Source organism: Nocardia sp. NPDC050697, from assembly GCF_040654395.1.
GTDB lineage: Bacteria > Actinomycetota > Actinomycetes > Mycobacteriales > Mycobacteriaceae > Nocardia.
Genome location: NZ_JBFAHY010000006.1, coordinates 251,458 through 274,132, shown reverse-complemented (window position 1 = coordinate 274,132; position 22,675 = coordinate 251,458). Strand labels below are relative to the sequence as shown.

The 22,675-nt window shown below is 74.0% G+C and carries 23 protein-coding genes; 10 read left to right on the top strand and 13 right to left on the bottom strand.

Annotated features, from left to right (window positions below):
- Nucleotides 1-64 precede the first annotated feature (64 nt).
- Genes AB0H71_RS22265 through AB0H71_RS22255 form a run of 3 tightly spaced genes read left to right on the top strand, consistent with a single transcriptional unit; the run spans nt 65 to nt 1,421 of the window.
- On the top strand, nt 65-430 hold the full coding sequence (locus AB0H71_RS22265) for a DUF4345 family protein (protein ID WP_357024010.1): 366 nt from the start codon (nt 65-67) through the stop codon (nt 428-430).
- A gap of 14 nt (nt 431-444) precedes the next feature.
- Nucleotides 445-1,107 carry a helix-turn-helix domain-containing protein gene (locus AB0H71_RS22260; protein ID WP_357024008.1) on the top strand — a complete coding sequence of 221 codons (663 nt, stop codon included), beginning with the start codon at nt 445-447 and terminating at the stop codon, nt 1,105-1,107.
- On the top strand, nt 1,104-1,421 hold the full coding sequence (locus AB0H71_RS22255) for a hypothetical protein (protein WP_357024005.1): 318 nt from the start codon (nt 1,104-1,106) through the stop codon (nt 1,419-1,421). The genes AB0H71_RS22260 and AB0H71_RS22255 overlap by 4 nt, the downstream gene beginning before the upstream one ends.
- Here AB0H71_RS22255 and AB0H71_RS22250 read toward each other — a convergent pair whose 3' ends face one another.
- On the bottom strand, nt 1,422-2,549 hold the full coding sequence (locus tag AB0H71_RS22250; RefSeq protein ID WP_357024002.1) for an SGNH/GDSL hydrolase family protein: 1,128 nt from the start codon (nt 2,547-2,549) through the stop codon (nt 1,422-1,424).
- Nucleotides 2,550-2,616: 67 nt separating this feature from the next.
- Between AB0H71_RS22250 and ligA the strand changes: the two genes are divergently transcribed.
- Complete coding sequence (gene ligA, locus AB0H71_RS22245) at nt 2,617-4,608, top strand: NAD-dependent DNA ligase LigA (RefSeq protein ID WP_357024000.1); 1,992 nt, start codon at nt 2,617-2,619, stop codon at nt 4,606-4,608.
- Nucleotides 4,609-4,614: 6 nt separating this feature from the next.
- Here the strand turns inward: ligA and AB0H71_RS22240 are convergent, their stop codons facing one another.
- The 4 genes from AB0H71_RS22240 to AB0H71_RS22225 form a co-directional block, all read right to left on the bottom strand.
- A complete protein-coding gene (locus AB0H71_RS22240) occupies nt 4,615-4,914 on the bottom strand; it encodes a hypothetical protein (RefSeq protein ID WP_357023997.1) in 300 nt (99 codons plus the stop codon).
- A gap of 84 nt (nt 4,915-4,998) precedes the next feature.
- Nucleotides 4,999-6,924 (bottom strand): ATP-binding protein, encoded by a 1,926-nt coding sequence (locus tag AB0H71_RS22235; RefSeq protein WP_357023994.1) that lies wholly within the window; start codon nt 6,922-6,924, stop codon nt 4,999-5,001.
- A 173-nt stretch (nt 6,925-7,097) separates the two neighbouring features.
- Nucleotides 7,098-7,703: a hypothetical protein gene (locus AB0H71_RS22230; RefSeq protein WP_357023991.1), complete on the bottom strand. Its 606-nt coding sequence runs from the start codon at nt 7,701-7,703 to the stop codon at nt 7,098-7,100.
- A 22-nt stretch (nt 7,704-7,725) separates the two neighbouring features.
- Nucleotides 7,726-8,664, bottom strand: a complete 939-nt coding sequence (locus AB0H71_RS22225; RefSeq protein ID WP_357023989.1) for a YafY family protein — start codon at nt 8,662-8,664, stop codon at nt 7,726-7,728.
- 53 nt (nt 8,665-8,717) lie between these two features.
- Between AB0H71_RS22225 and AB0H71_RS22220 the strand changes: the two genes are divergently transcribed.
- Both AB0H71_RS22220 and AB0H71_RS22215 read left to right on the top strand, forming a co-directional pair.
- Nucleotides 8,718-9,104, top strand: coding sequence for a VOC family protein (locus AB0H71_RS22220; RefSeq protein WP_357023986.1), 387 nt, complete (start codon nt 8,718-8,720; stop codon nt 9,102-9,104).
- Between the two features lie 75 nt (nt 9,105-9,179).
- A complete protein-coding gene (locus tag AB0H71_RS22215) occupies nt 9,180-10,127 on the top strand; it encodes a DUF389 domain-containing protein (RefSeq protein WP_357023983.1) in 948 nt (315 codons plus the stop codon).
- Nucleotide 10,128: 1 nt separating this feature from the next.
- Here the strand turns inward: AB0H71_RS22215 and nhaA are convergent, their stop codons facing one another.
- Together nhaA and AB0H71_RS22205 are read right to left on the bottom strand one after the other, a co-directional pair.
- Nucleotides 10,129-11,376: a Na+/H+ antiporter NhaA gene (nhaA, locus tag AB0H71_RS22210; protein ID WP_357023980.1), complete on the bottom strand. Its 1,248-nt coding sequence runs from the start codon at nt 11,374-11,376 to the stop codon at nt 10,129-10,131.
- 113 nt (nt 11,377-11,489) lie between these two features.
- Complete coding sequence (locus tag AB0H71_RS22205) at nt 11,490-12,242, bottom strand: IclR family transcriptional regulator (protein WP_357023977.1); 753 nt, start codon at nt 12,240-12,242, stop codon at nt 11,490-11,492.
- A gap of 47 nt (nt 12,243-12,289) precedes the next feature.
- Here AB0H71_RS22205 and AB0H71_RS22200 point away from each other — a divergent pair, with 47 nt between their 5' ends.
- The 4 genes from AB0H71_RS22200 to AB0H71_RS22185 are packed head-to-tail and all read left to right on the top strand — an operon-like array spanning nt 12,290 to nt 15,822.
- Nucleotides 12,290-13,099, top strand: coding sequence for a fumarylacetoacetate hydrolase family protein (locus tag AB0H71_RS22200; protein WP_357023974.1), 810 nt, complete (start codon nt 12,290-12,292; stop codon nt 13,097-13,099).
- On the top strand, nt 13,096-14,043 hold the full coding sequence (locus AB0H71_RS22195; protein WP_357023971.1) for an acetaldehyde dehydrogenase (acetylating): 948 nt from the start codon (nt 13,096-13,098) through the stop codon (nt 14,041-14,043). Before AB0H71_RS22200 ends, AB0H71_RS22195 begins: the two co-directional genes overlap by 4 nt.
- Nucleotides 14,040-15,092 carry a 4-hydroxy-2-oxovalerate aldolase gene (dmpG, locus tag AB0H71_RS22190; protein ID WP_357023968.1) on the top strand — a complete coding sequence of 351 codons (1,053 nt, stop codon included), beginning with the start codon at nt 14,040-14,042 and terminating at the stop codon, nt 15,090-15,092. The genes AB0H71_RS22195 and dmpG overlap by 4 nt, the downstream gene beginning before the upstream one ends.
- A 40-nt stretch (nt 15,093-15,132) precedes the next feature.
- Nucleotides 15,133-15,822 (top strand): hypothetical protein, encoded by a 690-nt coding sequence (locus tag AB0H71_RS22185; protein ID WP_357023965.1) that lies wholly within the window; start codon nt 15,133-15,135, stop codon nt 15,820-15,822.
- A gap of 30 nt (nt 15,823-15,852) precedes the next feature.
- Here AB0H71_RS22185 and AB0H71_RS22180 read toward each other — a convergent pair whose 3' ends face one another.
- The 6 genes from AB0H71_RS22180 to AB0H71_RS22155 are packed head-to-tail and all read right to left on the bottom strand — an operon-like array spanning nt 15,853 to nt 22,612.
- Nucleotides 15,853-17,277: an ATP-binding cassette domain-containing protein gene (locus AB0H71_RS22180; RefSeq protein WP_357023963.1), complete on the bottom strand. Its 1,425-nt coding sequence runs from the start codon at nt 17,275-17,277 to the stop codon at nt 15,853-15,855.
- A complete protein-coding gene (locus AB0H71_RS22175; RefSeq protein WP_357023960.1) occupies nt 17,274-18,113 on the bottom strand; it encodes an ABC transporter permease subunit in 840 nt (279 codons plus the stop codon). The genes AB0H71_RS22180 and AB0H71_RS22175 overlap by 4 nt, the downstream gene beginning before the upstream one ends.
- A 5-nt stretch (nt 18,114-18,118) precedes the next feature.
- Nucleotides 18,119-19,063 (bottom strand): ABC transporter permease, encoded by a 945-nt coding sequence (locus AB0H71_RS22170; RefSeq protein ID WP_357023958.1) that lies wholly within the window; start codon nt 19,061-19,063, stop codon nt 18,119-18,121.
- Nucleotides 19,060-20,598, bottom strand: coding sequence for an ABC transporter substrate-binding protein (locus tag AB0H71_RS22165; protein WP_357023955.1), 1,539 nt, complete (start codon nt 20,596-20,598; stop codon nt 19,060-19,062). The genes AB0H71_RS22170 and AB0H71_RS22165 overlap by 4 nt, the downstream gene beginning before the upstream one ends.
- Nucleotides 20,598-21,401, bottom strand: a complete 804-nt coding sequence (locus AB0H71_RS22160) for a methyltransferase domain-containing protein (RefSeq protein WP_357023952.1) — start codon at nt 21,399-21,401, stop codon at nt 20,598-20,600. Before AB0H71_RS22160 ends, AB0H71_RS22165 begins: the two co-directional genes overlap by 1 nt.
- Nucleotides 21,398-22,612: an MFS transporter gene (locus AB0H71_RS22155; RefSeq protein WP_357023950.1), complete on the bottom strand. Its 1,215-nt coding sequence runs from the start codon at nt 22,610-22,612 to the stop codon at nt 21,398-21,400. The genes AB0H71_RS22160 and AB0H71_RS22155 overlap by 4 nt, the downstream gene beginning before the upstream one ends.
- Nucleotides 22,613-22,675 lie beyond the last annotated feature (63 nt).

Here is a 22,675-nt window from a genome sequence, read left to right as displayed (position 1 = left end):
CGGCGGCGGGGCCCGCCCGGGACGATGGCCGGGTGACGACACATCGCGCGCCGGGAGCGGCGCCATGAGGATCGCCGTACTCGCCCTCGCTGCAACGGCTTTCGCGCTCATGGGGCTGGCCGCGCTCGCCGCGCCGGACCGGATCGTGACCCCGTTCGGCATGCGCGCCACCGCACCGGCGGCCAGGTCGGAGGTGCGCGCGGTCTACGGCGGCTTCGGCATCGCGCTGGCCGGGGTGCTGGCGTGGGCCGCCACCGGCACCGGGGGCGCGCACGCGGGCGCGGTGCTCGCGGCCGGGATCGCGCTGCTCGGGATGGCAGGCGGGCGGCTGCTCTCCCGGCTGCTCGACGCTGCGGTGCCGTTCTACCCGGTGTACTTCTACCTGGTGATCGAGTTGCTCGCCGGTGCCGCCCTGTGCGCGGTCGCGTAGGCGATGATGGCGGGGTGACGGCGTCCACGATCTGGCTGTGGCCGGGGCGGGCGGCCTACCTCGGGCCCGCGCTGCGGCTGGACGCGCACAGCACCGCCGTCCCCTGCTACGCCGTCGGGGTGGACGCGCCCTTTCACCTGACCGTGGGCGGGGTCCGGCGCCGGGTGCGCGGGGCCCGCATCCCGCCCCGCACGGTGCACCGGATCGAGGCGGGGCCGGGGCGCATGCTCTTCGACTATCGGATCGCGGGAACTCCCACCGATCCGCGGATTGCCCGAGTATCGCGGGAATTGCTCGCCGACCCCGCCGCTGCTCCGGGCGCTGCCGGGTTCGCCGCCGCCGTCGACCTTTCGACCTCCCGCTTCCTGCATCTCTTCCGCGCGCAGACCGGCACCAGCTTCCGCCGGTACCGGCTCTGGGCGCGGATGCTGCGGGCCGGGCACGGCCTCGCCGCCGGCGTCGACCTCACCCGCGCCGCCGCGGACGCGGGCTTCGCCTCACCCAGCCACTTCAGCGACAGCTTCCACGCGCTGTTCGGCCTCACCGCCTCCTCGCTGCTCGCCGCGGGCACCGGCATCGTGCCGGTCGGCGAGCGGCGCGCGGTAACGATGCGGGGCGGTACCCCGACGCACTGTGCGACACCCGTCGCATCGTCGCTCGGAGGGAGCTCCGCATGAAACGTCCCATCCTCGCCACCCTGGTCGCGTCCGCGGGCATAGCGTGTGCCGGAGCATTGCTGGCGCCCGCGGCCTCGGCCTATCCGGTCGGGCCGTGGAATATCGAGGGGCCGTGCGCGGGCAAGGCGCCGCAGGAGTGCCCGATGAGCCCGTCCGAGGACGGCCTCACCTGGGGCTGGCACGGCGACGCCTGGAACTACGACAAGACCGGCGCCTTCGTCTGCATGTCGTCGAGCTTCTGGTGCGGGCCGGTCATGGGCCTGGTGCGGGCGCTGCCGCCGACGCCGATCGGCCCCTGGCTGCACCCCTCCTGATCAGTACTTCCCCAGGTACTCCGCGAAGCGGGTGCCGATGATCCGGTGCGCGGCGGTGTCCGGGTGCAGCCCGTCCGGCAGCGGATGGGTCTCGGCGTCGGCCGGGCCGTAGAGCGCGGTGCCGTCGAGGTGGTGCAGGTTCGGGTCGGCGCGCTGCGCGGCGATCTCGGCCAGGGCGGTCCGCACCACGGTCAGCGTGAGCTTGCCGCGCGGGACGTCGTCCGGGTCGCCGGTGGCGATGAAGCGCGGCGTCCCGGTGGCGAGGCTCGCCGGGTCGAAGGCGCCTGGTCCGGGCGTGTTCTCGTGGATTCCGCAGTGGAGCGGGGAGATCAGCAGCAGCGGGGTGTCCGGGTGCCCGTCGCGGACGGTGTCGAGGAAGCCGTGCACGGCGGGCACGAAGGCGCGCAGCCGCATGGTGTCCCCGTTCACCACATTGATGCCGAGCTTGACGCTGAGCAGCTCGGCCGGGGCGTCCCGGATGGTCCGCGCCACGAACGGGTCGACCATCGCGTTCCCGCCGAACCCCAGATTGCGCAGCTGCACCCCGGCGGCCCGCGCCGCCACCGCTGTCCACACCTCCGTCGGCCCGGCGGCGTTCGAGCCCTGGCTGATCGAGCTGCCGTAGTGCACCCAGCGCCTGCCCGGCTCCGGCACCGCGGCGACCGGCGCGTCGGCGTGCAGCGCGACGAGCTCGACCGCCTCGTTGTGCGGAAGCCAGATCTCCACGGTGACCTCGCGGCCGGGCAGCCCGGAGACCTCGGTGGTGTGCGGCGGCCCCTGATGCGGGGTGGCCACGCCGGTCGCCATATCCAGCTCGGTGTGGTCGCCGCCGGTGAGCACATCGCGCAGCACCACCTCGCCGTCCACGGCCACATCGATCCGGCCGCGCGGGCGGGGCAGCCCGGTGTAGGAGAGCCGGGACGGGTGCGTGGTGAGGGTGAGCGCGGTGGCCGGGGTGCGGAAGGTCAGCCGCACCCCGGCGGCCTGGGACTCCATGAGCCCCAGGTAGGGGTCGGGGAACTGGCGGCGGGCCCAGCCGGGCAGCCGGTGCGGGCGGAGCCCGCGCGCGGTCGTCTCCAGTTCGGCGGCGCCGCGCACGAGGTCGGGGGTGATCGGTGTGGGTCGCATCGTCCCCGGATTCTGCCCGGCGTGGTCGGGGCATCTTTTGTCGGTATCGCTGGGTAGGTTCTGGGGCGTGGAAGCCGGGGAACGTATCCAAGAGCTCGCTGATCGCATCGTGGCACTGCGCGATGCCTACTACCGGGGCTCGCCGCTGGTCGCCGATGCCGAGTACGACGTCGTCGAGGACGAGCTGCGCGCGCTCATCGCCGAGCACCCGGAGCTGGCGCCGGAGCCGAACCCGCTGGAGCAGGTCGGGGCGCCCGCGGTGCTGCACGCGCCGGTGCGGCACTCGCGGCCCATGCTCTCGCTGGAGAAGGCGACCAAGCCGGAGCAGGTCGCGGCGTTCTTCGACCGGTTCCCCGGCCAATCGGTGGCGGTGATGCCCAAGCTGGACGGGCTCTCGCTGGCGCTGGTATACGAGGACGGGGTGCTGCTGCGCGCGGTCACCCGGGGGGACGGCACCACCGGCGACGATGTGACGCCGCTGGTCAAGGCGCTGGTGGACGGGGTGCCGGAGCGGATCGAGGTGCCGGGCCGGGTGGAGGTGCGCGGCGAGGCGGTCATGCTCCGGACGACGTTCCTGGCCTACAACACCGCGCACCCGGACAAACCCCTGATCAATCCCCGCAATGCCGCGGCGGGCACCTTGCGTGCCAAGGACCCGGCCACGGTCGCCGAGCGCCGGTTGCAGTTCTTCGGGTTCGACCTCGACACCTCCGAGGGCGGCGCCGCCTCCGATCTCGGTGAGGGGCTGGCCGCGATCGGCGTCGCGGGCGCGGCCATGCAGGTCTGCGCCGACGCCGCGGAGGCGCAGGAGGCGATCACCGCGATCGAGCAGGGCCGCAACGACCTCGACTACGACCTGGACGGCGCGGTCCTCCGGCTGGCCGACCGCAGCGCCTACGCCGCGGCGGGCACCCGGTCGAACTCCCCGCGCGGCGCCCTGGCCTTCAAGTTCGCCGCCGAGGAGAAGACGACGCTGCTCAACGCGGTCATCTGGGACGTCGGCAGGACCGGCAAGATCGTCCCGGTGGCCTGGCTGGAACCGGTCTTCGTCGGCGGGACCACGGTCACCAGGGCGACGCTGGCCAACCAGGAGGTCATCCGGGCCCGCGACATCAAGGTCGGCGACACCGTGCTCGTGCGCCGCGCGGGCGACGTGATTCCGTTCGTGGCCGGGGTCCTGGACGCCTCCAAGCGCACCGGCGAGGAGACCGACATCGAGGTCCCGGCCACGTGCCCCTCGTGTGCGCAGCCGGTGATCGAGCAGGGCAACAGCCGGGAACTCTTCTGTACCAATGCCGCGTGCCCGGCGCAGACCGTGCGCCGGCTGATCCACTGGGCCTCGCGCGCGTCGGCCGATATCGATGCCATCGGGCAGAAGTGGATCGAGCGGCTCGCCGAGGCGGGGATCCTGGAGAACCCCTCGGACTTCTACACCCTCACCAAGGAGCGGCTGCTCGAATTCGACCGCGTCGGTGAGGTCTCCGCGACCCGGATGATCGAGTCCATCGACCGCAGCCGCCAGGTCGGGCTGCGCCGCGCGCTCATCGGGCTCGCGATTCCGATGGCCTCGGACGGAACCGCCGCCCGGCTGGCGCGCTCGGGATTCGGCTCACTGGAGGAGGTCGCCGACGCGGGCGAGGAGCGCCTGGTCGCGGTGGAGGACATCGGCCCCAAGGTCGCCGCCTCGCTGGTCGAGCACCTGACCCGGCTGCGCCCCGAACTCGAACGCCTCCGCGAGCGCGGCGTGAATCTCGATGTGCGGCCGGAGGATCTGCCCCCGGTGGTCGCCGCGGGCGCCCCGCTCGCGGGCAAGACCATCGTCATCACCGGCGCCATCGCCGACCCCCGCTCGGGGGAGAAGGTGGCCCGCCCGACCTTTCAGCGGCTCTGCGAGCGGGCCGGGGCCACCGCGGCCTCCTCGGTCTCGGCGAGCACCGACATGCTCGTCACCGGCGCCGGGGTCGGGGACAGCAAGCTGGCCAAGGCCGAGAAGCTCGGGGTCGAGGTGGTCGATCAGGGCGTGATCTGGGAGCTGCTGATCGCCGCCAAGGTGGTCTGACCGGGCTCAGTGCTCGTCGTAGTGCCCGTCGTGGGCCGCGTGCCTGCACCCGTCGTGCACGTAGTCCACGTGATCGCCGTGCGGCACCGCGACATGGCCGCAGCCGGTGCCGTGCTCGTGCGCGTGGCCCTCGTGGGTGTGGTGGCCCGACGGCTCGCACTCGTCGAAGTGCCCGTCGTGGGCGCGGTGCAGGTGGCCGTCGTGCACGAAGTCGACGTGGTCGCCGTGCGGGACGGCGACGTGGCCGCAGCCCTCGCCGTGCGCGTGCCCGTGATCGGTGTGCTCCTGATGGGTGGCGGCTGTCATGGCATCCTCCGAGCGGTGAGCAGGTCGTATAACCGGGTGCGCATACCTTATCGCCGCAGGTCGCTGGATGTTAGCTGAATCCGGTCAGGTGCGGGCGGGGACCGGCTCGGAGACGGCCAGCCGCGCCGGGATGAGCACGGTGGCCCGGATGCCGCCGTAGACCGATTCGCCGAGCTCGATCTCGATCTCGTGCCTGGCGGCGAGCCGGGCGACCACGAAGAGCCCGAGCCGGGAGTCGCCCGCGGTGCCGAAATCCGGCGGGTCGGCCAGGGTGGCGTTCACCCGCGCGATATCGGCGGGCAGCATGCCGGTGCCCTGGTCCTCGATCACCAGCAGCACGCCGCGCATATCGGCGCTGCCGCTGATCTCCACCCGGGACTGCGGCGGCGAGAAGGTCACGGCATTGTCGGCCAGCTCGGCGAGCAGGTGCACCAGGTCGGCCACGGCGCCGCCGATGATGTGCAGCTCGGGCAGGCGCGCCACCCGGACCCGGGAGTAGTCCAGCGTCTCGCCGACCGCCGAGCGCACCAGGTCGATCAGCGCCACCGCGTGCCGCCAGCGCCGCCCGACCTGGCCGCCGCCGAGCACGATCAGGTTCTCCGCGTTGCGGCGCTCCCTGGTGGCCAGGTGGTCCAGCTTGAACAGGGTGCCGAGCAGCTCCGGGTCCTCCTGCGCGCGTTCGGCGTCGTCGAGCAGCTCCAGCTGCCGGTGCACCACCACCTGGCTGCGCCTGGCCATGTTCAGGAAGACCGTGCGCACCCCCTCGCGGGTGCGGCGCTCGGCCACCGCCGCCTCCATGGCCGAGGCCGCGGCGCGCTCGAAGGCCGAGGCGACCTGGCCGATCTCGTCCGCGCCGAAGTCCAGCCGCGGGGCGACGGTGGCCGGGTCGACGGAGCGGTCGGCGCCGAGCTGCTGCATGGCCTCGGGGAGCCGGTGGTCGGCCAGCTCCAGGGTCTCCGCGCGCAGCCGCCGCAGCCGCCGCAGGATCCGGTTGGCCAGCAGCAGCGAGACGCCGAGCGCGAGCAGCGAGACGGTGAGCATGGCGGCCGCGGTGAGCCGCGAGTTGCGCTCCGTCGCTTCGGCGTTCGCGGTGGCGACGGCCTGCGTGTCGTGGCTCTGCGACACCCAGAGCCCGAGGATGCGCTCGCTCACGTCGACGGCGGCGGCCTGCCACTCCTGCGGGGTCACCGGCAGCGGGGGCAGCTCGTCGTCGCGGTCGGTGGCGCGCAGCGCGGCGCGGGCCAGCACGGCTCGCTCGGTGCTCTCCAGCACCTGCCAGGCGGGGGTCGCCATGAGCTCGGTGGTCCTGGTGCGGTCGCGCTCGTCCAGATCGTGGGTGAAGGCGGTGAGCTCGGTGCGGTAGTACCCGGCCTGCCTGGTGAGCTCGCCCGCGTCGGCGGCGGTCGCGGTGCCCGCGGTGTCCAGCGCGTAGCCGAGCGCATTGCTGCGGGACATGCTCTCGGCGGCCTGCAGCAGCCGCACGCCGTCCGCGATCTGCACCGCGACCTCGGCGTCCGGGGTGGCGTTCTTGGACGCGGCGGTGCCGTCGAGGATGGTGTCCAGGATGCCGCAGTAGAAGCGGTAGGCGTCCGCCAGCGGCAGCGCGCCGGCGTCGGCGCCGGCCCTGATCGTCACCAGGATCTCGGTGAGCTGGTTGAACGCGTCGTTCTGCAGCTGGGCATTCGGATCGATGGTGTTGATCGCCCGCTGCACCTCGAAGGCCTTGCGAATGGCGACATCCATCGCGGCCCGCGCCGCGGCCAGCCTGCCGGTGGCCGCCCGGTCGCCGGCCAGGTGCGCCATGGTGACCAGGCGCTCGCCCTGGATCGCGCCGATCACCTGCACGGTCTGCGGCAGCGTCTCCTGCATCTGGGTCGCCCACTCGGCGGCGAAATCGGCCTCCGAGACCAGGGAGGTCACGGTGCCGCTGCCGACGAGCAGCACCGCGAGGCTCGGGACGAGGGCGACGGCGAGGACTCGGGCGCGGACACCGAGTCTCGGTATTCTCACGGACGGCAGCCTAACCGGCATCCATGGATTTGGAATGCAAATTCTTCTGTTCTGCCACAGGAGTTTTCGCTAGCGAAAGTGGAGTTACCGCCTCCGATCGCGGGTGCCGCTCGCGGTTCGGCATGTCCTCGCGTCTCCGGCAGCGCTGCGCGAGGTCCGGCAGTACTGGTCGGTCAGCGCACCACGGTGAGCCGGGTGCGCGGTTCGCCGGCCGGCCCGTCCAGCCAGCGCAGCGCGGCGGGCCAGCCGTCGGCGCGGGCGCTCTGCTGGAGCAGCCGCAGCGCGGGCAGGGTGAACTCGCCGCCCTGCGGGCCGAGGCCGAGCAAACGCGTGGCACGGGCTTGCCAGTGCGCGGCCGCGGTCTCCGGGTAGCCGATCTGCTCGGCGGCCAGCTGGGCCACGATCGCCTCCGGCAGCCGCACCCGGGCCGGGTCGCGGTCCAGCCAGGCCAGCACGGCGACGGCGCGGCCGCGGGCGGTGTGCCGGTGCTCGAAGCCGAACCGGGTGCCGGCGGGCCGTGGCTCCAGCGCGCCGAATTCGGCTACCAGCGCGCGCATCTGGGTGACGGTCGGGCCGTCGGACCACACTAGCGTGGTGACCGGGACCGCGCCGCTGCCGTCGTGCGGCCCGTCCCGCCGGGTCAGCACCGGGCAGCAGGCGAACTCGGCGAGCCGCTCGGCCCAGCGTGCGGGGTGGCTGTCGTCCGTCCGCTCGGCGCCGTCGCCGTCCACCATGCCTCCGCTCTCGCCGACCCGATGCAGCACACTGTCGGCAAACATGTCGGCGGCGAGGTGCGGCGCGTTACGGCGGGGCCGCGTACCCGGCGATGCGCTCGGCCCAGCGCCGGACGACCGCGCGCAGCTCCTCCGGTTCGCGCACCACGAAGGGCAGCTCCAGCGCGGCCAGAATGCCGGGCAGCCGGTCCAGGCTCTCGGCGCGGAAGCGCAGCGTCACCCAGCCGTCCCCGGCCGGTTCGAGCTCGGCGGGCCCGGCCGGGAGCCGGGCGCGCACCGCCGCGGCCGGGCCGCGCACCGCGACGACCACCCGGTACCGCCACGGCGCGGCGGCCATGCCGTCGAGCACCGCGGCGGCCGGGTCGAAATCGGCTGGGACGGTGAACGAGCCGACCGTGGTGCGGGCGGTGGCGATGCGGTCCAGCCGGAAGGTGCGGAGCTCGCCGGAGGCGGAGTCGAGCCCGGTCACGTACCAGTGGCCGAAGCGGGCCGCGATGCCGTACGGGTGCAGGGTGCGCTCGCTGCGCCGGTCGCCGCGGTCGGTGTACTCGATCAGCACCGGGCGCCCGGCCCGCGCCGCCTCGGCCAGGCGCAGCAGGACGGCGGCCTCCGGGGTCCGGCGCGCCGACCCGGTGTCGAGGTCGGCGCCGTCGAAGAGCGCGTCGAGCCGGTCGGCGAGGGCGGCGGGCAGGACCCGGCGCACCTTCGCCGCGGCGGCGGGCGAGGCCGGGGTGACCCGGCCCGCGGTGAGCCCGAGCAGCACCGCGAGCGCCTCGTCGTCGGTGAGCATGAGCGGCGGCATGCGGAAGCCGGGGGCCAGGCGGTAGCCGCCGAACCGGCCGCGCACCGATTCCACCGGCACCTCCAGGTCGAGCAGGTGACCGATGTAGCGGCGCACGGTGCGCTCGTCCACGCCGAGCCGGGTAGTCAGGTGCGCGGTGCTGTGCGTGCCGCCGCCCTGCAGGATCTCCAGCAGGGCGAGCACCCGGGCGGTCGGCCGCGTCATGGCGGAAGAATACCGGGCGGATCCTGTCCGGTATCGGGCGTAGCGTCCGGCGCATGAACCTCGCAGCCCTGCGCATCATCACCGACGACGTCGACCGGCTGGTCGCCTTCTACGAGCGGGTCGCCGGCATCGCCGCCCGCCGGCTCGCCCCGGTCTTCGCCGAGATCACCACCGATACCGGCACGCTCGCCATCGCGGCGACCGCGACGGCGCCCGGCTGGACCACCCCGGCCGCCAATCGCTCGGTCGTCGTCGACCTCCGGGTCGCGGACGTGGACGCCGAGTACGCCCGGCTGCGCCCGCTCATCGGCGAGCCGGTGCAGGAACCGACGCTCATGCCGTGGGGCAACCGCTCCCTGCTCTTCCGCGACCCGGACGGCACCCTGGTGAACCTCTTCACCCCGGTCACCCCCGAGGCGCTGGCCAGGCAGCGGTCCTGACCCGGGTGCGCGGCGGGCCGGACCGGCGGTAGGTTTGCCCGGCCCGGCCCGGGCGGAACCGGAAGGAAGCCCGTCGTGCTGCACCTGCGCATCATCAGCCCGCCCGGCCGCACCCCCGACGTGCTGGCGGCGCTGCGGGCCGATCCCGGCGTCACCCACCTGTCGCTGCTGCCCGGCGCCGCGCTGGCGCCGGAGGGTGATCTGGTGCAGGCCGACGTCGCCCGCGAGGCGGCCAATACCGTGCTCGCCGAACTCGAGCGGCTCGGGCTGGCCGAGTCCGGCGCCATCACCCTGGAGCCGATCGAGACGGTGCTCTCCGCGGCCGCCGAGCGCGCGGCGGCCGAGGCGCCCGGTGAGCCGACCGACGCGGTGGTGTGGGAGGAGCTGCTCGCCCGGACGCACGAGGAGTCCACGCTCAGTGCCTCGTTCGTGGCTTTCCTGACGATTGCCTGCCTGCTGGCGGCGGTCGGCGTGGCCACCGACTCGGCGGTCACCATCGTCGGCGCCATGGTGGTCGGCCCGGAGTTCGGCCCGCTCGCCGCCTTCGCGGTGGGCGTGGTGCGCCGGGACCGGGCGCTGGTGCGGCGCTCGGCGCTGGCGCTGCTGGCCGGCTTCCCCGCGGCCATGGCGATCACCCTGGCGGCGACGCTGTGCTGGGAGCAGTTCGGCTGGATCACGCTCACCGGCTTCGAGGCGGTGCACAATGTCGACTTCATCTACCGGGTGGGGCCGTTCTCCCTGGTGGTCGCGGTGCTGGCGGGCGCGGCCGGGATGCTGGCGCTCTGCACCGCGAAATCGGCGGCGCTGGTCGGGGTGTTCATCTCGGTGACGACGGTGCCCGCCGCCGGTTTCGCGGTGGTCGCGAGCACGATCGGCGAGTGGCACGTGGCGCTCATGTCGATCGGGCAGCTGGCGGTGAACCTCGTCGGCATCGTGGTGGCCGGGGTCCTGGTGCTCTACCTGGGGCCGCACGAGGGCGGCGGGCGCTGGCGGCTGGCCCGGCTCGTGCGCCGCCTGCGCTGAATCACTGCTGGTAGATGTCCGGGATGCCGTCGTGGTCGTCGTCGCGCCGCTCGCGCTCGGCGATCCGGCGGTAGGTGCGGTTGCGGGCGGTGAGCACGACGGCGGCCAGGGCGGCGGCGGTGACGGTGCCGAGGAAGACCCCGATGCTGGCGTGGTCGGTGGCGAGCGGGTCGTCGTAGGCGAGGTCGGCCATGAGCAGCGAGACGGTGAAGCCGATCCCGGCCAGCAGCCCGAGGCCGACGACGTCCACCCAGGCCAGGTCGTCGTCGAGGCGGGAGCGGGTGAACCGCGCGAGCAGGTAGGTGGTCAGCACGATGCCGACGACCTTGCCGAGTACCAGCCCCGCGACCACGCCGATGGTGATCGGATCGCGCAGCGCCGCGCTCAGGGCGCTCGCGCCGCCGAGGTGCACGCCCGCGGCGAAGAAGGCGAAGACCGGGACGGCGAAGCCGGCCGAGAGCGGGCGGACACGGTGCTCGAGCCGCTCCGCCGGACCGGGATCGTCGGGATGCTTGGCGATCACCGGCACCGCCAGCCCGAGCAGCACCCCGGCCACCGTGGCGTGCACGCCCGACTGGAGCACCAGCCACCAGGTGAGCGCGGCGGGCACCAGCAGCAGCCAGCTCGGGAGCCGGCGCCGCCGCGCCGCGAGCAGGAAGACCGCCAGCGGGACCGCGGCGGCGGCCAGGTAGCCGAGCCGCAGGTCGTCGGTGTAGAAGACGGCGATGACGGTGACGGCGAGCAGGTCGTCGACCACGGCGAGGGTCAGCAGGAAGGTGCGCAGCGCGGTGGGCAGGTGCGCGCCGAGCAGCGCGAGCACCGCGAGCGCGAAGGCGATATCGGTCGCGGTCGGCACCGCCCAGCCGGCGAGCGCGCCGTCGCCGGTGCGGGCGTTCACCGCCACGAAGATCAGCGCGGGCGCGATCATCCCGCCCACCGCGGCGCAGACCGGCAGCGCCGCCCGGCGCGGATCGCGCAGGTCGCCGGTGACGAACTCGCGCTTCAGCTCCAGCCCGACCACGAAGAAGAAGATCGCCAGCAGGCCGTCGGCGGCCCAGGCGTGCAGGCTCAGGCCGAGGAGCTCGAACTCGCGCAGCGCTTCGTACCCGTGCCACCACGGGCTGTTCGCCCAGATCAGGCCGACCGCGGCGGCGGCGATGAGCAGCAGCCCGCCCGCGGTCTCGGTGCGCAGGATGGTGGCGAGGCGCGTGGCCTCGGCCCAGGAGCCGGGGCGGAGCAGGCTCGGCACGGCGGGTCCCTTCGACGAAGAACCCGGCCCGCGGCTCGGGGCCGGGTGCCGACCAGACTTCCCGGCACACCGGTGGCTACTCTGCCCGATCGGCCCGGTCGGAGGCAAACGCATCAGAGCTCGGTCGTCGCCCCCTTGGCGAGCACCCGGCCGAGCGCGAGCGCGGTGGTGCGGACCGCGGGCGCGAGCAGCTCCGGCGCGAAGCTCGCGGTCGGCACCGAGACCGAGAGCGCCGCGACCGGGCTCCCGCCCTGCAGCACCGGCGCCGCCAGGCAGCAGCAGCCGAGCGCGGACTCCTCGCGCTCGACCGCGACCCCGGTGCGCCGCACCGCCTCCAGCTCCCTGGCCAGCCGCTTCGGATCGGTGATCGAGTTGCCGGTGTAGCTGCGCAGCGGCGCGGCCAGCGCGGCGGCCCGCACCTCCGGCTGCTCCGGCGCCAGCAGCGCCTTCCCGACCGCGGTGCAGGTGAGCGGCAGCCGGCCGCCGATCTGCGAGGGCAGCGGCAGCGCCGCGTGGCCGTGGATCTTCTCCACGTACACCGCGTCCAGCCCGTCCCGGATGGCCAGGTGCACGGTCTGCCCGGTCACCGCGTAGAGATCCTGCATGAAGGGCAGCGCCGCCGAGCGCAGCCGGTACTTGAGCCCCACCCGCTCACCGAGCTCGAAGAGCCCGAGCCCGAGCTCGAAGCCGCCGCCGGTGCGGGCCACCCAGCCCAGCTCGACCAGCCCGGTCAGCACCCGGTGCGTGGTCGAGCGGGGCAGCCCGGTGCGCGCCGCGACCTCGGCGAGGGAGAGCGCGGTGCCGCCGGGGAAGGCGTCGAGCACGAGCGCCGAGCGCTGCAGCAGCGACAGGGTGTCCCGTTTCATGGGACAGATCCTATTCACCGCCGGTCGGCGGGCCTACCGTTCGGACCATGACAACGGTGGAACCCCAGACGATCGAGGCGGCCGCCGCGCGGCTCGCCACGGCCGCCGCGACCGGCATTCCCTGCGCCCCGATCCGCGATCTCATCGCCCCCGACGATCTGGCCTCGGCCTACGCCATCCAGCAGCGCAACCTCGCCGCGCTGCTGGCCGGCGGCCGCACCGTGATCGGCCGCAAGATCGGGCTGACCTCGCCCGCGGTGCAGCGCCAGCTCGGCGTCGAGCAGCCCGACTTCGGCGTGCTGCTCGACGACTTCGACTGCACCGGCGATCCCGCCGTCGACATCGACCGGCTGCTGCAGCCGCGGATCGAGGCCGAGATCGGCTTCACCCTGGCCGCCGACATCACCGGCCCGATCACCGCCGCCGATGCCCCCGGCTACGTGCGCACGGTGCACGCCGCGCTGGAGATCGTGGACAGCCGGGTCGCGAACTGGGACATCGAGTTCGCCGACACCGTCGCCGACAACGCCTCCTCCGGGCTCTACGTGCTCGGCGACTCGCTCCCCATCGCCGACGCCCCCGACCTGGAGCAGGTCACCATGGTGCTCACCGCGGGCGGCGAGCAGATCTCCGCCGGGCGCGGCACCGACTGCCTCGGCAGCCCCTGGGCGGCGCTGGCCTGGCTGGCGAACACCGCCCGCGAGTTCGGCTCCCCGCTGCGCGCGGGCGAGATCGTGCTCTCCGGCGCGCTCGGCCCGCTCGCCCCGGTCCAGCCGGGCGGCACCTACACCGCCGAGCTCACCGGAATCGGCAGCGTCACCGCCATTTTCACCTCTCGGGAAAGCAGGACAGCATGAGCCGGATCAAAGCCGCGGTCATCGGGTCGGGCAATATCGGCACCGACCTGATGATCAAACTCCTCCGCGTCGCCGAGCACGTCGAGATCGCCGTGCTGGTCGGCATCGACCCGGAGTCCGATGGCCTGGCCAGGGCCCGCAGGCTCGGCGTCGCCACCGTGGACAGCGGCGTGCAGGGGCTGATCGAGCACCCGGATTTCGCCGATATCCAGATCGTCTTCGACTCCACCTCGGCCAAGGCGCACCTGGCCAATGTCGAGGCGCTGCGCCCGTATGACAAGCGGATCATCGACCTGACCCCGGCCGCGGTCGGCCCGTTCGTGGTGCCGACAGTGAACCTGGACGAGCACATCGGCGAGCCGATCGTGAACATGGTGACCTGCGGCGGGCAGGCCACCATCCCGATCGTGGCGGCGGTGGCCGCGGTGACCGAGGTGCACTACGCCGAGATCGTGGCCTCCATCGCCTCGAAGTCGGCCGGGCCGGGCACCCGCGCCAATATCGACGAGTTCACCGAGACCACCTCCGAGGCCATCGTGAAGGTGGGCGGCGCCGCGCACGGCAAGGCCATCATCGTGCTCAACCCCGCCGAGCCGCCGCTGATCATGCGCGACACCGTGCTCACCCTGGTGAACGACCCGGACCAGGAGGCGATCCGGGAATCCGTGCGGAACACCGTCGCCGCCGTCGCCAAGTACGTGCCCGGGTACCGGCTCAAGCAGGAGGTGCAGTTCACCAAGCTGGACGACGCCGAGCCGGTCACCACCCTCACCGGTGGCGTGGACAAGGGCCCCGGGCTGTGGAAGGTCGCGGTCTTCCTCGAGGTCGAGGGCGCCGCGCACTACCTGCCCGCCTACGCGGGCAACCTGGACATCATGACCTCCGCCGCCCTCCGGGTCGCGGAGCAGATCGCCGAGACCCTGCTTCCGGAGGCAGTTCGATGACCGAGTCCACCCGCCCCAGCGCCACCGACGGCGCCGCGCTCTACATCCAGGACGTCACGCTGCGCGACGGCATGCACGCCATGCGGCACCGGATCAGCCCGGAGAACGTCGCCAGGGTCGCCGCCGCGCTGGACGCCGCCGGTGTCGACGCCATCGAGGTCACGCACGGCGACGGCCTGGCCGGGCACAGCCTCACCTACGGCCCCGGCAGCAATACCGATTGGGAGTGGATCGAGGCCGCCGCCGCGGTGGTGCACCGGGCCAAGCTGACCACCCTGCTGCTGCCCGGCGTCGGCACCGTGGTGGAGCTGAAGCGCGCCTTCGAGATGGGCGTCACCTCGGTGCGGGTGGCCACGCACTGCACCGAGGCCGATGTCGCCGCCCAGCACATCGGCACCGCCCGCGAGCTGGGCATGGACGTCAGCGGCTTCCTCATGATGTCGCACCTGGCCGAGCCGGAGGCGCTGGCGAAGCAGGCCAAGCTCATGGAGTCCTACGGCGCGCACTGCGTCTACGTCACCGACTCCGGCGGCAGGCTCACCATGAACGGGGTCCGCGACCGGGTGCGCGCCTACCGCGACATCCTCGATCCCGGCACCCAGATCGGCATCCACGCGCACCAGAACCTCTCGCTCTCGGTGGCCAACTCGGTGGTCGCGGTGGAGGAGGGCGTGATCCGGGTGGACGCCTCGCTGGCCGGGCACGGCGCGGGCGCGGGCAACTGCCCGATCGAGCCCTTCGTCGCCGTCGCCGACCACTCCGGCTGGAAGCACGGCTGCGACCTCTTCGCGCTGCAGGACGCCGCCGACGACATCGTGCGCCCGCTGCAGGACCGCCCGGTCCAGGTGGACCGGGAGACGCTCACGCTCGGCTACGCCGGGGTCTACTCCAGCTTCCTGCGGCACGCCGAGGCCGCCGCCAAGCAGTACGGCCTCGACACCCGCAAGATCCTGCTCGCCGTCGGGGAGCGGCGCCTGGTCGGCGGACAGGAGGACCTGATCACCGATATCGCGCTGGACCTCATTGCTAGTGAAAATCATTCTCGTTAAGCTGAGCGGGCTCTGCCCGCTCGATCGATGAGGATGAACCATGTTCCGAAGGACCTTCGCTCCCGCGCTGGCGCTCGCCGTGCTCGGCACCCTGCCCGGCACCGCGCTCGCCGAGCCCGCGCCCGCGGCCGTCACGTTCGAGGCCCGTGCCACCGAGACGGCGTCGATCGTCGAGATCGGCTCGGGCACGCTGGAGGTGGCGGACGGGGTCCTGCGGATCGTCTCGCCGGAGGGGGTGGCGGTCGCCGGTGCGCCGCTCACCTTCCGGCTGGACGACTTCGAATTCCCGATCGCCGCCGAGATCTCCGGCCGGACGGCGGTGCTCACGCCGCAGCTCGTGCCGGAGCGGGCGGTGTACCGGCCGGTCGCGCTGCCGTACGAGGACAGGGCGCCCTGGAAGAGCGAGTACGACCGGGAGCAGGCGGCGTGGTCGCGGATGACAAGCACCATCGGCATGGGCGCCACCATCGGCACCCTGGTCGGCGGGCTCACCGGGGCCGCGGCGGGGTGTGTGCTCGGCGGGATCGCCGGTGCCACCGTCGCCTCGGCGACCATCGTCGGGCTCTTCGGGCCGTTCGTGCCCGCGGCGGCGGTGGGGTGCGTCGGCGGGGTGATCGCGATCGGGGCGCTCGGGACGGTCGCGGGGCAGCTCCTGGTCACCGCGCCCGCCGCGATCGGGGCGGCGATCCAGTACTTCAGCACGATCAACGCGCCGTTCCCCGCGAAGTAGCGGGCCGGGGCCGGCCCTCGAGGGGGCCGGTCACCGCCCGGCGAGAACCGCTGTCGCGGGGCCGTGGTCGAGCACCCGGCCCTCGTGCAGCACCGCGACGGTGTCGGCGATCCGGGTGATCACGGCGAGGTCGTGGGCGATCACCACGCGGGTGATGCCGAGGGTCGCCAATACGTCCAGGATCGCGGCCCTGGTGACGGTGTCGAGGGCGGTGGTGATCTCGTCCGCGACGAGCAGGCGGGGCCGGGCCAGCAGGGCGCGGGCCAGCGCGGCGCGCTGCAGTTCGCCGCCGGAGAGGTGGGCGGGGCGGCGGGCGGTGGTGGCCGCGGGGAGGCCGAGGCGCTCGAGGAGCTCGGCGGCGGCCGCGCGGGCCGCTCGCGCGCGCAGGCCGCGGAGGCGGATCGCGGTTCGGGCGACCTGTTCCAGGATCGGGCGGTGGTGGTCGAAGGAGCCCGCGGCGTCCTGGAAGACGTACTGCACGGCCGCGATTCCGCCGCGGCCGCGGGCTTCGAGGGTGCGGGGGAGCGGGGTGCCGTCCAGGCGGATGGCGCCAGCGGCGGGGGCGTGCAGCCCGGCCAGGCAGCGGGCCAGGGTGGTCTTGCCGCTGCCGGAGCGGCCGACGATGCCGAGGCAGGTGCCGGGCTCGACGGTGAGGGTGATGTCGTGCAGCACCGGGGCGTCGTGGTGCCTGGCCGCGAGGCCGGTGATCTCCAGCCGGGCCGCCCCGACACCCGCGGGCGTCTGCCCTCGGGGGGAGGGCGCGCCGGGTGCCGCGGCGGCCACCAGCGCGCGGGTGTACTCCGCCGCCGGGGCGGCGAAGACCTCGGCCACCCGGCCCTCCTCCACCACCCGGCCCCGATCCAGCACGAGCACCCGATCGGCGCTGCCGCGCACCACATCCAGGTCGTGGCAGAGCACCAGGACCGCGATCCCGGCCGCGCGCAACCCGCGCAACTCCGCCACGATGCCCGCCCTCGTCACCGGATCCTGCCCGGTGGTCGGCTCGTCGGCGACCACGAGCACCGGGTCGCCGAGCAGCGCCCCGGCGATGAGCAGCCGCTGCTGCTGGCCGCCGGAGAGCTGGTGCGGGAAGCGGCGCAGGAAGGCGCGGTCGCCGGGGAGGTGTGCCCGGCGCAGCGCGGTCGCGGGATCGGCGTTGCCGTGGTGCCCGGCGAGTTCGCGCAGCGCGGAGCCGATCCGGCGCACCGGGTCCAGCGCCGCCGCCGGATGCTGCGGGACGAAGGCGGCCCGGCCCCGCACCCGCGCCGACCCGCGCACCTCGGCGCCCGGCGGGAACTCGCCGAAGAGCGCGAGCGCGGTCGTGGTCTTGCCGCTGCCCGAGCCGCCGACCAGCGCGACGATCTCGCCCGCGGCTATTCGCAGGTCGACCCCGGCCAGCAGGGTCCGGCCGGCGACCGTGACCGACAGCGCGTCGATCTCGGCGACCGGGTTCACCGCCGCCGCCGATCCGTGGCGTGGTCGAAGATCAGGTTGAGCCCGACCGTGAGCGCGACGATGAGCAGGGCGGGCACGACGACTCCCCAGGGTTGCAGGAACAGGCCGGCGCGGTTGCGGTCGACCATGACGGCCCAGTCGGCGGCGTCCGGCGCGACGCCGATGCCGAGGAACGAGGCCGAGGCGACGAGGTAGAGCGCCGCGGTGAGGCGGATGCCGAGGTCGGCGGCGAGGGTGCGGATCAGTGACCTGCCGACGTAGCGGATGGCGATGTAGCCGCGGGTCTCGCCCTGCAGGCGGAGCGCCTCGACGGCCGGCCTGCCCGCGACCTCGAGTGCGGCGGCGCGCACGACCCGCACCACGTCGGGGAGGTTCACCAGCGCGACCGCCAGGATGACGATCGCCGTTCCGGCGCGGGCGATTCCGGCCACCAGGATGAGCAGGAGGAGTGACGGGATGGCCAGCAGCAGATCCAGCGGGCGCATGAGTGCCTCGTCCACCAGGCGGCGGCGGGTGGTGGCGGCTGCCAGCGCCAGGGGGATTCCGACCAGGTAGGAGAGTGCGGTCGCGGCGAGGGCGATGAGGACCACGCTGCGGCCGCCGAGCAGAACCTGGTGCCACACGTCGCGGCCGACGAAATCGGTGCCGAGGGGGTTCTCGGCGCCACCGGCGAAGGGGATGCCGCGGGTGAGTTCGTCCGGGACGAACCAGGGTCCGGCGAGGGCCAGGAGTAGCGGAATTCCGAGCAGGACAATGCCGATCCCGTACCGCGCGACCGAGGTGACGGTGCCCGCCGACCGGGCGCGGCGCACGTTCGGTGCGCCCCTGTCTCGCATCGGCTTCATCGGAGTCCCGCAGTGCGGGGAGCCAGGCGGAAGGCGATGACGTCGGCGGCGAGGTTGACCAGGACCGTCATGGTGGCGAAGAGGACGGCGAGCCCCTGGACCACCGGGAGATCGCGGGCGGCGACCGCGTCGACCAGGGCGGTACCGAGGCCGGGGATGACGAAGACCGCCTCGACCACGATCACGCCGCCGAGCAGCCAGTCCACGGTGCGGGCGAGCTGCTGCACGGCGGGAGCGACCGCGTTCGGGAGGGCGTGCAGGTAGCGGATTCGCCAGGTGGGCAGGCCGATCCGGACGAGGTGGCGCACGTACCCCGACGCCAGCGCCTCGATCATCCCGGCGCGCACCAGCCGCGCGATCGAGCAGAGGGGGCGCGCGGCCAGCACCAGCAGCGGTAGCACCAGCACGGCGGGCTCGGCGAAGGGGTCGATCCCGACGGCGGTCGGCGGCAACCACCCGAGCCCGGCCCCGAACACCGCGACCAGCAGCAGCGCCAGCGCGAACTCGGGCACGGCGTGCAGGCCGACGCTCACCGAGCTCACGACCCGGTCGACGACCCCGCCCTCCCGGCTCCCGGCGAGCACCCCGAGCCACACCGCCAGCGGAACCAGCAGCACCAGGGTCAGCCCGGCCAGCAGCAGCGTCGGCGGCACCGCGGCGGCGAGGAACGCGCGCACCGGCCGGTCGGCGGCGAGCGAGGTCCCGAGGTCGCCGCGGGGGAGCCCGGCCAGCCAGTCCAGGTAGCGTTCCGGCGCGGGCCGCTCCAGCCCCATGGCGGCCCGGATGCGCGCGATCCGCTCCGGCTCCGGGTTGTCCCCGGCGAGCGTCACCGCCGCATCCCCCGGCAGCGCCTCCACCAGCAGGAACACCAGGGTGACGACGGCGAGCACCTGCGCCGCCCCGAGCGCGAGCCGCCGCGCCACGTACCGCCCGAAGCTCACGCCATCCAGACCTTGTCGAAGCGCGCCCAGTCCAGCGTATTGGCCGGCGCCGAGGCCACCCCGGCGACCGAGCGCGCGGTGCCGACGATGCTCTCCCCGAAGCCCCACCACAGGTAGCCGCCGTCGCTGTGCAGCAGCCGCTGCATGCGGGCGTAGACCTCGGTGCGGGCGACCGGGTCGGCGGTGGCGACGGCGGTGTCGTACAGCGCGTCGAACTCCGGCCGGTTCCACTTGGTCACATTGTTGCTCGCGCCGGTGAGCAGCCGCTGCGCGATGTGCGTCTCGATCGGCATGGTGCCGGAGCGGAAACTGGTGAGCACCCCGCTGTTCAGGGTGTCGGCCCAGTAGGTGTCCCTGTTGCCCTGCACCACGTTCAGCGTGAGCCCGGCCGCCCGCGCCTGGTCGGCGAGCACGGTGGCCGCCTCCACCATGCCCGCCGACGCGGTGGAGGTGAGCAGGTCGATCCGCGCCCCCTCGGCCCCGGCGGCCCGCACCAGCGCCCGCGCCCGGTCGATATCGGGGGTGCGCTGCGGGATCGCGTCGTCGTAGTACTGGTAGCCGCGGCCGAACAGGTCGTTGCCGACCTGCCCGGCGCCGGAGAGCACGCTGTCCACCAGCTGCCGCCGGTCGGCGAGCAGGAAGAGCGCCTCGCGCAGCTCGCGGCGGTCGAACGGCGGCCGGTCCAGCTTCATGGCGAAGCCGTGCGCCAGGCTGTTCGGCGAGCGCACCACGGCGACCCGGCCTCCGGCCTCGTGGCTGCGCGCGGTGGTGGCGGAGAGGTCGTGCGCGTACTCGACCTGGCCGCCGAGCAGCGCGTTGATCCGCGCCGACTCCTCGTTCGCCAGCAGGAACTCCAGCTCGTCCAGGTGCGGGGCGCCGTCCCAGTGGTCGTCGAAGCGGGCGAGCAGGGTGCTGCGGCCGGGCTCGAAGGAGCGGAAGGCGAAGGGGCCGGTGCCGTTCGGGCGGTCGAAGTCGGTGTGTCCCTCGGGCACGATGTAGGCGCCGAAGGCGGCGAGCACGTTCGGGAACTCGACGAACGGGCGGCGCAGCGCGAACTCCACCGTGCGGTCGTCCACCGCGCGGCTCGCGGCCAGGTCGATCACGGCGAGGCTGGAGCGGGCGCGCAGCGCCTGCGCGGGGTCGAGGATGCGGGCGTAGCTGGCCAGCACGTCGGCGGCGCGCAGCGGGCGGCCGTCGTGGAAGACCGCCTGCCGCAACGTGATCCGCCAGCGGGTGAGCGAGGCGTCCGGCTCCCAGCGCTCGGCGAGCCGGGGCCGCGGGGCGACGTCGGTGCCGAGGTCGGCGAGCTTGTCGTAGAGCGCCTTGGCGCGGGCGGCCTCCACGAAGAGGTTGGCCTTGTGCGGGTCGAGCACCTCGCGGGCCCCGCCACCGGCGAACACCGCGCGGAGCCGTCCGCCCGCGCGCGGCGTGGCGGTGCTGTCCGGGCCGGTGCCGCAGGCGGCGGTGAGCGCGAGGGCGCCCGCTCCCGCGGCGAGGCCGAGGAATCGGCGCCGGTCGAGGGTGGGGTGCTGCATCAGGCTTCTCCTTCGGGGGCGGCCGCCCGGAGCCGGGCGACCAGGTGCAGCCGATCGCCGGTGGCGTCGGCGGACGGCGCCGCGCCGGGTTCCCACACCGGGTCGGTGCGGGGGCCGGGGCCGTCGAAGAGGGCGAGGACGTCGAATCCGGCGACGTCGAGGAAGTACCGCAGCTCGTGCGGGAAGAGGAGGCGCCAGGCCGATTCCTGGTGCAGGGTGGTGCCGTCCGGGAGGCTCCAGGTGCGGGTGCGGCGCAGGAGTTGCGCGGCGTGGTCGAGGCGCAGGGCGGTGTGCGAGTGGTAGGTGGCGCCGTCCCAGGTGAGGGCGCGGGTGGCGGCGGGCGGTTCGGTGCGGCCGAGGAAGAAGGCGCCGTTGCGCATCTCGGCGATGAGCAGGCCGCCGGGCTCCAGGTGCCGGGCGCAGTGCGTAAGGAATCCGGCGAGCTCGGTATTGGTGTGGCAGTAGAGCAGGGCGCTGTCCAGGCAGGTGAGGACGTCGAATGGGGCGCCGAGGTGGAAATCGCGCAGGTCGCCGGGGACGAAAGCCGCTGCCGGGTAGGTGCTCCGGGCGTAGGTGAGCATGGCCTCCGACGAGTCGAGCCCGGTCACCGCGTAGCCGATCCCGGCCAGGTACCCGGCGTCCCGGCCGGTCCCGCAGCCGAGATCGAGCAGCCTGCGCCCGCCGCCGAAGCGCCGCACCGTCTCGTCGACGAAGCGCGCGGCTACGTGCCCGGGATCCGGGAAGCGGGCCTCGTACAGCGCCGGGTTGTCGGTGAGGAAGTTCCGCGCACCGGGCCCGCTCATGCCGGAACCTCCGCGCGCGGCAGTGCCCCGAGCCGGTGCAGCAGCAGCACGGCGGCGGCGCAACCGAAGCCGATCCCGGCGCAGACCAGCGCCGCGACCCACCCCGTCGGCCTGCCCCCGAGCTCGCCCAGCGCCCCGACGGCCGCGGTGCTCACCGCCGCCACCACCCCGGACACCAGGTAGAACATGCCGAAGTAGGTGCCGGTGTCGCTCTCGGTGGTGAAGGCCGGAATGAGCTCGTACACGAACGGCTGCGCGATCATGATCCCCACCGCCAGGAACACCGTCGTCACCAGCACCGGGAGCAGCGCCAGCGGCGGCGCCGGCCCGAGCAGCGGCGCAGCGCCGAGCAGCGCGAACCCGGCCCCCATGACCGCCATGCCGAGCGCCAGCGCCGGGCCCCGCTCGGCGCGGGCGCCGAGCCGCCGGGTGATCGGCACCTGCCCGGCGAAGGTCACCGCGGTGGAGACCGCGAAGAGCGCCGCCACCGCGCTCGCCCACCCGGTCGCGCGCTGCGCCGCCACCGCCAGCACCAGGTACAGCTGGTTCTGCAGCGCGAACATCCCGCTCAGCGCCAGCGTGAAGGCGAGGAAGCGGCGGTCGCGCAGGCATGCCCACCACTGCGCGGGCACCGAGCGCTGCTGCGGCGGCACCGCGCGGCCCGGCAGCACCGCCGCCTGCGCCAGCGTGAGCAGCGCGAAGATGCCCGCCGCGACCAGCGCCGACACCCGGAAATCGACGAGGACCAGCAGCGCCCCGAGCGCGGGCCCGGCCAGCGCCCCCGCCTGCGCGAACACATTGAACAGGGCGAACGCCTCGGCCCTCCGGTCGGTGGCGACCGCGATGTAGGCGCGCACCGCCGGGTTGAACAGCGCACCGGCCAGCCCGCTCAGCACCGCCGCCGCCAGCAGCACCGGCACCGACTCGCCCAGCGCGAAGAGCCCGAACCCGACGGTCCGCAGCCCGCACCCGGCGATGATCACGCCGCGCGCGCCGAGCCGGTCGGCCGCGGTGCCGCCCAGCAGGAAGAGCCCCTGCTGGGCCAGGTTGCGCACGCCGAGTACCACGCCGACCACGGCGAGCGAGAGCCCGATGTCATCGGTCAGGTAGGTCGCCAGGTACGGGATCAGCAGGTAAAAGCCGAGGTTCACGCCGAACTGGTTGATCAGCAGCAACCGGACCGCGAGCGGGAAGGTGCGGAACGAGGTCATGAGGCCCGCCGAACGCCGAGGCCGGGGGTGTTCTCCAGGCGCAGGATGCCGTCGTGGCCGCCG